General features: G+C 67.3%; 8 protein-coding genes. 2 read left to right on the forward strand and 6 right to left on the reverse strand.

What is annotated here, in order from left to right:
- Window positions 1-4: 4 nt before the first annotated feature.
- From pstA to LL236_RS00350, 3 genes are all read right to left on the reverse strand, one after another.
- A complete protein-coding gene (pstA, locus tag LL236_RS00340) occupies window positions 5-1,096 on the reverse strand; it encodes a phosphate ABC transporter permease PstA (protein ID WP_228176819.1) in 1,092 nt (363 codons plus the stop codon).
- Window positions 1,096-2,058 (reverse strand): phosphate ABC transporter permease subunit PstC, encoded by a 963-nt coding sequence (gene pstC, locus LL236_RS00345; protein WP_228176820.1) that lies wholly within the window; start codon window positions 2,056-2,058, stop codon window positions 1,096-1,098. Before pstC ends, pstA begins: the two co-directional genes overlap by 1 nt.
- Before the next feature lie 129 nt (window positions 2,059-2,187).
- On the reverse strand, window positions 2,188-3,294 hold the full coding sequence (locus tag LL236_RS00350) for a phosphate ABC transporter substrate-binding protein PstS (protein WP_228176821.1): 1,107 nt from the start codon (window positions 3,292-3,294) through the stop codon (window positions 2,188-2,190).
- Between the two features lie 176 nt (window positions 3,295-3,470).
- Here LL236_RS00350 and LL236_RS00355 point away from each other — a divergent pair, with 176 nt between their 5' ends.
- Together LL236_RS00355 and LL236_RS00360 are read left to right on the forward strand one after the other, a co-directional pair.
- Window positions 3,471-7,490: a Pls/PosA family non-ribosomal peptide synthetase gene (locus LL236_RS00355; protein WP_228176822.1), complete on the forward strand. Its 4,020-nt coding sequence runs from the start codon at window positions 3,471-3,473 to the stop codon at window positions 7,488-7,490.
- Window positions 7,487-8,857, forward strand: a complete 1,371-nt coding sequence (locus tag LL236_RS00360; RefSeq protein WP_228176823.1) for a M1 family metallopeptidase — start codon at window positions 7,487-7,489, stop codon at window positions 8,855-8,857. Before LL236_RS00355 ends, LL236_RS00360 begins: the two co-directional genes overlap by 4 nt.
- Here LL236_RS00360 and LL236_RS00365 read toward each other — a convergent pair.
- The 3 genes from LL236_RS00365 to LL236_RS00375 are packed head-to-tail and all read right to left on the reverse strand — an operon-like array spanning window position 8,854 to window position 12,541.
- Window positions 8,854-9,411 (reverse strand): chemotaxis protein CheY, encoded by a 558-nt coding sequence (locus tag LL236_RS00365; protein WP_228176824.1) that lies wholly within the window; start codon window positions 9,409-9,411, stop codon window positions 8,854-8,856. The genes LL236_RS00360 and LL236_RS00365 overlap by 4 nt on opposite strands.
- Entirely contained in the window at window positions 9,408-10,346 is a 939-nt protein-coding gene (locus LL236_RS00370) for an NUDIX hydrolase (protein WP_228177171.1), read from the reverse strand. Before LL236_RS00370 ends, LL236_RS00365 begins: the two co-directional genes overlap by 4 nt.
- 29 nt (window positions 10,347-10,375) lie before the next feature.
- Window positions 10,376-12,541, reverse strand: coding sequence for an RNA degradosome polyphosphate kinase (locus LL236_RS00375; RefSeq protein WP_228176825.1), 2,166 nt, complete (start codon window positions 12,539-12,541; stop codon window positions 10,376-10,378).
- Window positions 12,542-12,641 lie beyond the last annotated feature (100 nt).

A 12,641-nucleotide genomic window follows, 5' to 3' on the forward strand; every position in this document is an offset into this window, starting at 1 on the left:
GGGTTCAGCGACCGGTCTTGGGCGCGAAGAACTTCGCGACAAAGCGGGCGGCGAGGTTGAGCACCATGACGATCAGGATCAGGGTCAGGGCCCCGGCCCACGCGCGCGAAATCGCGGCGTCGGGGTTGGTGCCCTGGTTGGCGTACTGGTTGTAGACGAACACGGGGAGGGTCATCATGTTTCCATCCCAGATGTTCCAGTTCATGCTCTGCGTGTAGCCGGCGGTGAGCAGCAGCGGAGCGGTCTCTCCGATGACGCGGGCGATCGCCAGCATGACACCGGTGGTGATACCGGCGATGGATGTCGGCAGCACGACCTTGACGATCGTGAGCCACTTGGGAACACCGAGCGCGAAAGACGCCTCGCGCAGTTCGTTGGGAACCAGGCGCAGCATCTCTTCGGAGGATCGGACGACGACCGGGATCATGAGCACGCTCAGCGCGATGGCGCCTTCGAAACCTGACGAGTATCCGGCTCCGAAGAAGATGACAAACACGGCGTAGGCGAAAAGACCCGCGACGATCGAGGGGATGCCGGTCATCACGTCGACGAAGAACGTGATCGCTCGAGCGAGCTTGCCGCTGTTGCCGTACTCGACGAGGTAGATCGATGTCATGAGGCCGATCGGCACCGAGATGATCGTCGCGGTGAGCGTGATCATCAGAGTTCCGGCGATGGCATGCAAGGCGCCGCCGCCGTCGCCGATGACGTTGCGCATCGACTGCGTGAAGAAGTCGAGGTCGAACCGGGCAAGACCGTTGACCAGAACCGTGAACAGCAGGGAGATCAGCGGCAGGAGAGCGACGGTGAACGCTGCCGAGACCACCGCGGTGATGAATCGGTCAGTCGCGTTGCGGCGTCCCTCGACGATGGATGCCACGACGAAGATCAGGATGGCGTACAACACCGCGCCCAGGAACACAGCGGCGACGATGTTGTAGTTGGCGACGGGCTGGTCGATGTTCAGGAGGAAGAACACTAGGCCCATGACCAGGAGGGAGCCTGCGAGCAGGAGCCAGCTCGTTCCCCGGGGGAGCCGTCCGTTCGAGAAGTTGTTGACGCCAGAACGCGTCGCGGTGGCGGTAGCGGTGGACATCAGTTGGCTCCCGAGAACTCAGCGCGGCGGTTGACGATCCAGCGAGCGATCGCGTTGACGGCGAAGGTGACGACGAACAGAACGAGGCCGGTGGCGATCAGCAGGCTCACACCTGTGCCGTATGCCTCGGGGAACTGCAGGGCGATGTTCGCCGGGATGGTGGTCGGGTTGGTTGGGGTCAGCAACTCGAAGGTCACGACTCCCGATACCGAGAGCACCATCGTGACGGCCATCGTCTCGCCGAGTGCTCGACCGAGTGCGAGCATCGCCGCCGATACCATGCCACCGCGGGCGAAGGGCAGCACTGCCATCTTGATCATTTCCCAGCGGGTGGCGCCCAGGGCGAGAGCCGCCTCTTCATGAAGCACTGGCGTTTGCAGGAAGACTTCGCGGCAGATCGCGGTCATGATCGGCAGCACCATGATCGCCAGCACCAGGGCGGCTGTGAGGATCGTGCGGCCGGTGGCTGACACCTGGCCGCTGAACAGCGGAATCCATCCGAGGTAAGTGTTCAGCCACACATAGAAGGGCTGCACGAACCCGGCGAGCACCAGGCCGCCCCAGAGGCCGAAGACCACCGAGGGCACGGCGGCGAGGAGATCGATGATGTACCCAAGGACGGCTGCCGCCCGGCGCGGTGCGTAGTGCGAGATGAACAGCGCGATCCCGATCGCGAGCGGCGCCGCCATGACGAGGGCCAGGATCGAGGACCAGATCGTGCCGAAGACGAGCGGCCACGTGTACTCGAGAAAGGTCTGACCCTTCAGAAGCGGGTTCTCGTCCGACGGGGTCGTGAAGGCCGGGATGCTCTCGATGACCAAAAAGACTGTGACAGCGGTCAGGACCGCCAGGATGATGATCCCTGCCCCGAGCGCCGTTCCCGAGAAGACGAGGTCTCCCGGGCGTTTCTTGGCGTGGATCTTCGCCGGGGCTTCGGGTCCCGCGTCCGTGGTCGTCGCCATCCGTGTGTCCTTCGTGTCGAGTCCGGGTCAGGCTCAGCGAGAGCTCCGGTGAAACCGGCTCTCTCGCTCAGCCCGCCCCGTTCAGTACATCGTGAATGTACCGAACGGGGCGGCCGAGAGGGAGGTTGATCAGCCGATCAGGGCGATTGCGGCGTTGACCTGCTCACGCAGCGAGTCCGAGATCGGAGCCGAGCCGGCGTTGTCAGCGGCGGCGTCCTGGCCTTCGGGGCTGGCAATGTAGGTGAAGTACGCCGAGACCAGCTCTGCGACGTTGGCGTCCTCGTACTCAACGCAGCCGATCTCGTAGCTCACGAGGGCGATCGGGTACACGCCGGCCTCTTCGGTCGCGTAGTCCATGTCGAAGACGATGTCGCCCTCGGTGCGGCCGTCCTGCAGCGGCGAGGAGTCGACGATCATCGCGGCAGCCTCAGCCGAGTAGGGGACGAACTCGCCACCGACGCCGACCGAGACCGTGCCCAGGCCGCCGACCTGCGAAGCGTCGGCGTAGACGATGGTGCCGCTTCCGTTGCGGGTCGCGTCGACCACACCCGAGGTGCCCTGTGCAGCCTCGCCACCCTCGATCGGCCATTCGCCGTCGGGCTCGTAAGTCCACACCGAGGGAGCTGCCGCCGATAGGTAGGAGGTGAAGGTCTCCGTCGTGCCCGAGTCGTCCGAGCGGTGAACCGGCGAGATCGCCAGGTCGGGGAGCTCGACGCCGTCGTTGAGGCTCGCGATGGCCTCGTCGTTCCAGTTGGTGATCTGGCCAGCGAAGATGCCCGCGATGACATCGGCGGTCATGTTCAGCGACTCGATGCCCTCGAGGTTGAAGGCGACGGCCACGGGCGAGATGTATACCGGGATCTCGACGATGCCGGCCGAACCGCCGTCCGCGCACGCAGCGAAGGTGTTCTCTTCGATCTCCTCGAGCTTGAACGCGCGGTCCGAGCCGATGAAGTTGCTCGCGCCGGCGATGAAGTTCTCGCGGCCCGTTCCCGAGCCGGTGGGCTCGTAGTTGACGGTCACGTCAGGGTTGGCGGTCTGGAAGTTGGCTACCCAGGCCTCCTGCGCGGCGGTCTGCGACGAAGCGCCGGTCGCGCCGATGGTGCCCGAGAGGGTCGACTCCATGGGCTCTTCGGAGGCGGAGCCACCGTTGGACTCGTTCGAGGCGCAGCCAGCCAGCGCGAGGGTGGCGACGGCGGCGACAGCGCCCAGCTGGGCAAAGCGGGTGATCTTCACTGTGAATCCTTCACTGTGTCGGGGTATTTGTGGCGGGCCCGGTGCAGGGCACTGAGGTGACGGTAGACAGCGACTCTTAAGGGATCGGTTGGTAGAGGTGAACACGAGGTAAACGGGCTCGGGCGGTCTGCAGTGTTTCCCTCACCTCGCGTCATGCTCCCCGGTACCGTCGAACGGTGACTTTCGACCAGTCGGCCGTTCTCGATCGGGCCGCTCACGCCGCTGCGCCGCGTACGCTCGTCGACATCCTGCAAGAGACGGTGCGTCGCCATCCCGAGGCTTCCGCGATCGATGACGGCGCGGGGCCGGCGGTGAGCTACCGGGAGCTCGCTGCCCGGGTCGCTCTCACCGCCTCGCGCCTCGTGGCCGCTGGCGTGCGGCATGGCGATCGCGTCGGCATCCGCATGACGTCGGGCACCAAAGAGCTCTACATCGCCATCCTCGGTGTGATGGCTGCCGGCGCTGCATACGTGCCGGTCGACGCGGATGACACGGAGGAGCGCGCCGCGCTCGTATTCGGGGAGGCGGGCGTTCGCGGTGTCATCACCGGTCGCGGCCTGTACTCCCCGAGTGCGCACGCGTCCGGTGAGGATGCCGCGGAACCGTCGGATGTGACGGCCGAGATTCCAACCATCGATGACTCCGTCGACGAGGAAGCCGACGAAGACGAGGACCTGTTCGCCGGCGAGGCCCCCGCGGGGCACACGCGAGCGCTCGACGTCCTCGCCCAGCCGTCGCCGGATGACGACGCGTGGATCATCTTCACCTCCGGCTCCACTGGGGTCCCCAAGGGTGTTGCTGTCACGCACCGGTGTGCGGCGGCGTTCGTGGATGCCGAGAGTCGCCTGTTCCTGCAGGAGGAGCCGCTCGGGACCTCCGACCGGGTCCTGGCGGGACTGTCGGTGGCGTTCGATGCGTCCTGCGAGGAGATGTGGCTCGCGTGGGCGCACGGAGCCTGCCTCGTTCCTGCACCGCGTGCCCTGGTTCGCTCCGGGGTGGATCTTGCGAATTGGCTTGCGCGACAGGGGATCACGGTGATCTCGACGGTTCCAACCCTCGCCGCGATGTGGCCGAGTTCGACGATCGACAACGTCCGGTTGCTGATCTTCGGCGGCGAAGCTGTGCCGCCCGAACTCGGGACGCGCCTGGCAGCCGAGGGCCGCGAGGTCTGGAACACCTATGGTCCTACCGAGGCGACTGTCGTCTCGTGCGCTGCGCCGCTCGTGCCCGACGCCCCGGTCCGCATCGGGCTTCCTCTCGAGGGCTGGTCGCTTGCGGTGGTGGATGCCGAGGGTGTCCCGGTCTCGGAGGGGGAGAGCGGCGAGCTGATCATCGGCGGCGTCGGGCTCGCTCGCTACCTCGACCCGGCGAAGGATGCCGAAAAGTACGCTCCCATGCCGACGCTGGGGTGGGATCGCGCCTACCGCTCGGGCGATCTCGTGCGCTACGAACCCGAGGGGCTCGTCTTTCTGGGGCGAGCCGACGATCAGGTGAAGATCGGTGGGCGGCGCATCGAACTCGGTGAGGTCGAGGCTGCCCTGCAGGATCTTCCCCGGGTCACCGCCGCGACTGCCGCGGTTCGCACGTCGGAGGCCGGCAACCCCGTCCTGGTCGGGTACATCGTCGTCGACGATCCCGACCTCTTCGATCGTGCCGCAGCCCGAACGTTCCTCGCAGACCGCCTGCCCGCCGGCATCATGCCCCTGTTCGCGCTGCTGCCTGACCTTCCGGCGCGCACGTCGGGGAAGGTCGATCGCGCAGCGCTGCCGTGGCCGGTTCCCGGGGCAGAGCAGCCGGTTGCGGGGCTGTCCGAGAACGAGGCATGGCTGGCTGAGCAGTGGCAGGCTGTGCTCGGTGTTCCCGCTGAGGATCGCGGGTCGGATTTCTTCGACCTCGGCGGCGGGTCGCTCGCCGCTGCGCAGCTTGCTTCGCGGGTGCGGGTGCGGCTTCCCGAGTTCACGGTCGCCGACATCTACGACATGCCCCGCCTCGGGGCCATGGCGTCCCTTCTTCCGAAAACGGATGCCGCCGCCGACGCGTCTGCCGCCGCGTTCCACCGCGCCGTCCCCACCCCGGCCACCACACGGCTCGCCCAGACCCTGCTCGGGGCGCCGCTGTTCATCCTGTCCGGCATCCGGTGGCTCCTCTACCTCCTTACCGCGAGCGCGCTGTTGCAGCTCGGCGGTGGCTTTACGTTCCTCCCGGACGTGCCGTGGTGGGTGCTCGTCATCGGCCTCCTCGTCTTCGCGACCCCGTTCGGGCGCATGTCGATCGCGGTGATCGCGGCCCGAACGCTGCTCGCGGGACTGCAACCCGGTGACTATCCGCGCGGCGGCGGCGTGCACCTGCGACTGTGGCTGGCCGAGCAGATCGCCGATCAGGTCGACGCCGTCGGGTTCGTCGGAGCGCCGTGGGTCACCTACTACGCGCGGGCGCTGGGGGCCTCGATCGGCCGCGACGTCCACATGCACACGCTGCCCCCTGTCACCGGGATGCTGGAGGTCGGCGACAACGCGGCGATCGACCCCGAAGTCGATCTCAGCGGCACGTGGGTCGATGGCGACACGGTGCGCGTGGGCGGCATCCGGATCGATGCGGATGCCGTGATCGGTGCCCGTAGCACGCTGGCTCCCGGCACAAAGATCGGTCAGCGGGCGCGGGTAGCTCCCGGATCGGCGGTGTTCGGACGGGTCAAGCCCGACCAGGCGTGGGCAGGCTCGCCCGCGGTGCGGGTCGGCGAGCCCGCCGCCGACTGGCCCGCGGAACACGCGCCCGCTCCCCACCGGTGGCTCTGGGCCTACATCGCCTCCTCGCTTGGCCTTGCCCTGCTGCCGATCGTCGCGTTCGCCGCCGGCGCCGGCGTCATGGCGCTCGCGATGCGGGACACGCAGACGCTCGCCGAGGCTACGCTTCTCGGCCTCGCGTGGCTCGTGCCCGGCATCCTGATCGCCGGTGTGGTCTTCGCCGGCACCGTCGTGCTGGCGGTGCGCCTGCTCTCGCTCGGCCTTCGCGAGGGAACCTACCCGGTGCGCAGCCGGCTCGGCTGGCAGGTGTGGACGACCGAGCGCCTGCTCGATTCGGCACGCACCGTGTTGTTCCCCCTCTATTCGAGTCTGTTCACGCCCATCTGGCTCCGGATGCTGGGCGCGTCAGTCGGACGCAACGTCGAGGCATCCACGGTGCTGCTGATTCCGTCGATGACCACCATCGACGATGGCGCGTTCCTTGCCGATGACACGATGGTCGCCTCCTACGAGCTCGGCGGCGGATGGATGCGTGTCGACGGTGTCAGGATCGGCAAGCGTGCCTTTGTCGGCAACTCCGGGATGGTCGCGCCAGGGCACCGCGTGCCGAAGGACGGACTCATCGCGGTGCTCTCTGCGGCGCCGGCGAAGGCAAAGGCGGGGTCGTCTTGGCTCGGGTCCCCGGCAGTGCGCCTCCGACGGGTCGTGGCCAGTGTCGATGAGTCCCGCACCTATGAGCCGCCCGCAGCACTGCGCGTTGCGCGGAGCCTGTGGGAGCTGTCGCGGATCGTTCCCGTGTTCGTGACGGGGCTCATCGGTTTCGGAGTGCTCATGACCCTGGCCGCCCTGTGGGACAGCATTGGACCGTGGTGGACGGTGCTGCTGTCTGGCATTGTCATGCTCGTCGCTGGCGCGGCGGCGGCTGCTGCCACGACAGCCGCCAAGTGGGCACTGGTCGGTCCGATCCGCGCGGGCGAGCATCCGCTGTGGTCGAGTTTCGTGTGGCGCACCGAGGTGGTCGACACCTTCACCGAGATGGTTGCGGCGCCGTGGTTCGCGCGTGCGGCATCCGGAACCCCGGCACTTGCGGTGTGGCTGCGGTCCCTGGGTGCACGAGTCGGCCGCGGAGTATGGTGCGAGACCTACTGGCTGCCGGAGCCGGATCTCGTGCACCTCGGCGACGGATCCACCGTGAACCGGGGATGCGTTGTGCAGACTCACCTGTTTCATGATCGGATCATGAGTATGGATGCCGTCACCCTCGAACCCGGCGCAACGCTCGGCCCGCACTCGGTTATCTTGCCCGCGGCCTCGATCGGCGCTCACGCAACCGTGGGGCCCGCCTCGCTGGTCATGCGCGGCGAGAGCGTTCCGGTCGGTTCTCGGTGGAGCGGAAACCCCATCGGCCCGTGGCGCGCGGTGAAGATCCGCGCGTACCAGGCGGCCCCGTGAGTCCGAACAGCACCGAGCAAGCTGGCGCAGAGACCCCCGAGGCGCGCACCCACGACGCCTACACTCCCCAGAGCGGCGACACCTCGTTCGACGTCGAGGCCTACGCGCTCGATCTGAGCTACCGCGTCCGCAACAACAGGCTCGAGGGGTGCGCGACCCTCAGCATCCGGATCGTGGTCGCGACCTCCTCGATCGCGCTCGACCTGATCGGTCTTCGCGTCAGCCGGGTGCGCATCGAGGGACAGCGTCGCACGCCGCACAAGCAGGGCCCGCGCAAGCTCCGCGTCACCCTGCCGCGCACGATGCAACCGGGGGAGACCCTGACGCTGACGATCGAGTATGCGGGCGCGCCCGCGCCCCGCCGATCCCGCTGGGGGACGATCGGCTGGGAGGAACTCACCGAGGGCTCGCTCGTCGCATCGCAGCCGATCGGCGCGCCGACGTGGTTCCCGTGCAACGATCGCCCCGGTAACCGGGCCACCTACACCATCCGAGTCGCGACGGATGCCGAGTACACCGCTGTCGCCACCGGCGTACTGCAGTCGCGTACGCGCTCGGGCGGCCAGGTCAGCGCCGAGTACACGATCGGAGTGCCGACGGCGACGTACCTGGTTGCTGTCTACGTGGGACAGTTCGAATCGCACCGGCTCGATGATCGCATCGTCGTTGCCTCACCCCCGTCCCTTCGCGCCGACGTGAAGCGGGCTCTCGGGCCCCTGCCGCGCATGATGTCGGCGTTCGAGGAGCGGTTCGGGCCGTATCCGCAGGAGAACTGCACGATCGTGGTGACAGCGGATCCGCTCGAGATCCCACTGGAGGCGCAGGGCACCGCCGTCTTCGGCGCAAACCACCTCGACCCCGACTCGGAGCGACTCGTTGCTCATGAGCTGGCCCACCAGTGGTTCGGCAACAGCGTCGGGGTGGCGCGGTGGCGTGACATCTGGCTCAACGAAGGATTCGCCTGTTACGCGGAGTGGCTCTGGTTCGAGGCGGCCGGCGCGGAGACCGCCGATGGCGCTGCCCGCCGGGCTCACGCGAAGCTCGCGGATCTCGCGCAGGACCTCGTCATCAGTGATCCCGGCGCCGACCTCATGTTCGATGACCGGCTTTACAAACGCGGGGCACTGACCCTGCACGCCGTGCGTCTGACGATCGGCGACGAGCCGTTCTTCGATCTGCTGCGCGGGTGGTGCGCGGCGTACGCGAACGCCTGCGTTACTACGGCCGACTTCCGGCGCTTCGTCGCCGAGGCCGGTCACGACCTCGAGGCGCTGCTGGAGGACTGGTTGGACGACGGTCCGCTTCCCTCTCTCCCACCGGGGCCGGGTGCGTCCAAGAGCTCCGCAAAGAAGAAGTCGTCGCGCTAGGCGTCGGCAGATTCGATGCGAGCGAGTGCGGCGCTGACCAGAATCCCCGGGGGTCCTGTGAGATCCCAGCCGAGAACCGCATCCGCGCGCCCCGGGACGCGGGCACGCCACGACGCGCCTGCACCCTGGTCAGTGCCGGTGCCGCCCAGGATGTGAACCGCTCCGGGTTCGATCCGCAGTCCCCGCCTATCGGCCTTGAGCGCGGCTTCCACCCGCACCCAATCGCGCGCGGACGCAGATCCCGCGCCGAGGACACCGTCAAGACCTGCCCGGTCGCGCCGAGTATCGACCTCGGGCTCGGCATCCACCCCCACGCTCCCGGCCTCCGCGGGTGCCAGTGCCACGACAGCCCACTCGGCTGCGTACGACACGCTCGCGGTAACCGCCGCGCCCTCGAGCTCCACGGGGCCGTGGTCACCACCGCAGCGCGGGCACCTGTTCGAGAGCCGGATGCCGGACTGGCCGATCAGGTCGCGCAGGAGCCGCCAGGCGGTCTCGCGTCGGGAGTCACGATCCGCAGCCACGGCCCAGCCGAGCCGGATCAGTCCGCTCACGCGGGAGGCTGGTGCGTCTCGATCGCGACGATCCCCGAACCCGGATTGTCGGTGGACAGGTGCACGACGGAGAAACCTCCGGTTGCCAGCCCTGAGGCGTTACCCAGGTGCGAACCCATGAGCGATCCGGTTGCCATCGCCAGTTCCTGGATGATCTCGGGAAGCACCGGGCCGTGGCTGCACAACACCGCCGGTTTGCGGGAGCGCACGCGCTGCCCGACGACCGTGCGGGCGTCGGTCGCACCCTCTTCCCACGCATCCTGGCTGATCAGCGGCGAATAGTCGACACGGCGCCCCAGAGCGGCAGAGAGCGGCCCGACGGTCTTGGCACACCGAACCGCGGGGCTCGACACGATCCGGCGCGCGCCGAACGCGAGGAGCGGCCCGACGAGGGCGTTAGCCTGTTTGCGTCCGCGAGGAGCCAGCGGGCGCGAGGCATCCGGCCCGTCCCATTCGTCGGCGGGCACCGCCTTGGCGTGGCGCAGCGCGATGATCGGGAACGTGCGCAGCACATCCTTGTCGCGGATCTCGAGGAACTTGTCCAGGATCTCGACATCCACAGGGTAGCTGAGCTTGGCGCGGGCCTTCTTGGCCGAGACCCACTCGAGGGCTGCGATCTCTTTGTTCGGAACGAACGAGGATGCCTTGATCGCGGCATCCGTCGCCTCGGCAGCCCAATAGTGCACGATCTTGTCGCGCTTGGAGGGCATGTGGTACGTCGATACGCCGACGGGAACTCCCAGCGAGACGCGAATCCCGGTCTCTTCGTGGATCTCGCGCACGGCGGTTTCGGCGAGCGTCTCGCCGGGGTCGACCTTGCCCTTGGGAAGGGTCACGTCCCGATACTGGGTGCGGTGGATCAGCAGGATGCGAAGCTTGCCCTCGACGAGGCGCCACAGCACTCCGCCGGCGGCGTAGACGATGTTCTCGGTCATGGTCGGGTCCGGGACGGTGAGAGTGTCGGTCATCGCGTTGCCCGTGCCCGTCGCCGGCTCTGCACATCGGTCATGGTCTGGTCCTGCAGGTCGGCGAGCTGGTTGCCGTGCTCGTCGAGGTGGTGGCGCACCCACGTCCCCGTGTCATCGAGCCACCAGGAGCTGGTCGTGTCGCTCATTGCCAGATCGAACAGGGCCATCAGCTGCGCCAGGTGAGCGGGGTCTGTGACCCTCACGAGCGCTTCGACCCGGCGGTCGAGGTTGCGGTGCATCATGTCGGCGCTGCCGATGTAGATCTGCTCGTCGCCGCCGTTGTGGAACGCGAAGATCCGCGAGTGCTCGAGGTACCTGCCGAGGATGCTGCGCACGGTGATGTTCTCGCTCACCCCCGGGACTCCCGGCCTGATCGAGCAGATGCCCCGCACCCAGATCTCCACGGGAACGCCAGCCTGGCTCGCGCGGTAGAGCGCATCGATGATCTGCTCGTCGACCATCGAGTTGACTTTGATCCGGATGCGCGCGGGTCTGCCCTCGAGTGCGTTGCGGCGCTCGGCCTCGATCAGACGCAGCAGCCCCTTACGCAGGTGAAGCGGCGCGACCAGCAGACGCTTGAACTTCTTCTCGATCGCGTAGCCCGACAGTTCGTTGAACAGCCGGGTGAGGTCGCGCCCGACCTGCTCGTCGGAGGTGAACAGCCCGAAGTCCTCGTACATGCGGCTGGTCTTCGGGTTGTAGTTGCCGGTACCGATGTGACAGTAGCTGCGTAGCGAACCCTCTTCTTCCCGGATGACGAGGGCGAGCTTGCAGTGGGTCTTGAGCCCGACGAGGCCGTACACGACGTGGACGCCGGCCTTCTCCAGCTTGCGCGCCCAGACGATGTTCGCGGCCTCGTCGAAGCGGGCCTTCACCTCCACGAGCGCGAGCACCTGCTTGCCGGCTTCGGCGGCGTCGATGAGCGATTGGATGATGGGGCTGTCGCCCGAGGTGCGGTACAGCGTCTGTTTGATCGCGAGGACCTGCGGGTCCTTGGCTGCCTGATCGAGGAAGGCTTGAACGCTCGTTGCGAATGATTCGTACGGATGGTGGACCAGCACATCCCGGGTGCGGATGGCGCTGAAGATGTCGGAGCGCTCGTTGTTGTCGCCCGGCTGGAACGCGACGGCGGTGGTCGGAAGGTGCGGCTTGTATTTGAGCTCAGGCCGGTTCAGGCGGCTCAGTCCGAACAATCCCCGCAGATCCAGCGGACCCGGGATCCGGTAGACCTCCTGCTCGGTGATGTCGAGTTCGCTGATGAGGAGCCGCAGCGTCACCTCATCCATGTCCTCGGTCACTTCGAGGCGGATCGGAGGACCGAACCTGCGGCGCATGAGTTCTGCTTCAAGCGCCTGGATGAGGTTCTCGGTCTCGTCCTCTTCGATGACCATGTCCTCGTTGCGCGTGAGGCGGAACGCGTGGTGATCCAAGACTTCCATCCCCGGGAAGAGGTCGCCGAGGTGGTTGGCGATGAGGTCTTCGAGTGCGAGGTAGCGCACGCGCTCGCCCTCGCGCGAGATCTCGACGAACCGGGGCAGCATCGGCGGCACCTTCAGGCGCGCGAACTCCTGCCGTCCGGTCCGGGCGTTGCGGATGCGGATCGCCAGGTTCAGAGACAGGCCTGAGATGTAGGGGAAGGGGTGGGCCGGGTCGACGGCCAGCGGCATGAGGACGGGGAAGACCTTGTCGTGGAAGTACTCGTGCAGGCGGGCGCGCTCGTCATCGCCGAGCGAGGCGAACGAGACGAACTCGACACCGGCTTCCGCGAGCGCGGGCGCGACAAGCCGACTCCAGGCATCCGAGTGGCGCAACTGCAGGCGATGCGCCTCCGCCGAGATATCGGCCAGGGCATCTTCGGGGGAGGTGCCGATGTTGGTGGGAACCGCAAGTCCCGTCACGATGCGGCGCTTGAGTCCCGCGACCCGGACCATGAAGAACTCGTCGAGGTTGCTCGCGAAAATGGCGAGGAAGTTCGCGCGCTCCAGCGGCGGGATCCCCGGATCCTCAGCCAATTCGAGCACGCGCTGATTGAAGGCCAGCCAGCTCAACTCGCGGTCGAGAAAGCGATCAATGGGCAGGAGCTCATCGTCTGCTGCCGCTGAGTCGAAGTCGTCGTCATCTTCGTCGCCGAGCCCGGTGTCGAGAACCTCGTGGTCGATCATGGGTCCATCCTGTCAGCGCAACGTGACTCGCGCGTGAACAGTTTTGCTGAGGCGTGCACGTACCGGAACTCGAGGGTGCGACGCTGTCGCGCCGCGGCCG

The sequence above is a fragment of the Microbacterium schleiferi genome, assembly GCF_020781975.1.
GTDB lineage: Bacteria > Actinomycetota > Actinomycetes > Actinomycetales > Microbacteriaceae > Microbacterium.

Excerpts from the sequence above, each read along its gene's own strand:
- pstA (WP_228176819.1), bottom strand. The coding sequence starts at position 1,096 with ATGTCCACCGCTACCGCCACCGCGACGCGTTCTGGCGTCAACAACTTC.
- LL236_RS00375 (WP_228176825.1), bottom strand. The coding sequence starts at position 12,541 with ATGATCGACCACGAGGTTCTCGACACCGGGCTCGGCGACGAAGATGAC.
- LL236_RS00370 (WP_228177171.1), bottom strand. The coding sequence starts at position 10,346 with ATGACCGAGAACATCGTCTACGCCGCCGGCGGAGTGCTGTGGCGCCTC.
- pstC (WP_228176820.1), bottom strand. The coding sequence starts at position 2,058 with ATGGCGACGACCACGGACGCGGGACCCGAAGCCCCGGCGAAGATCCAC.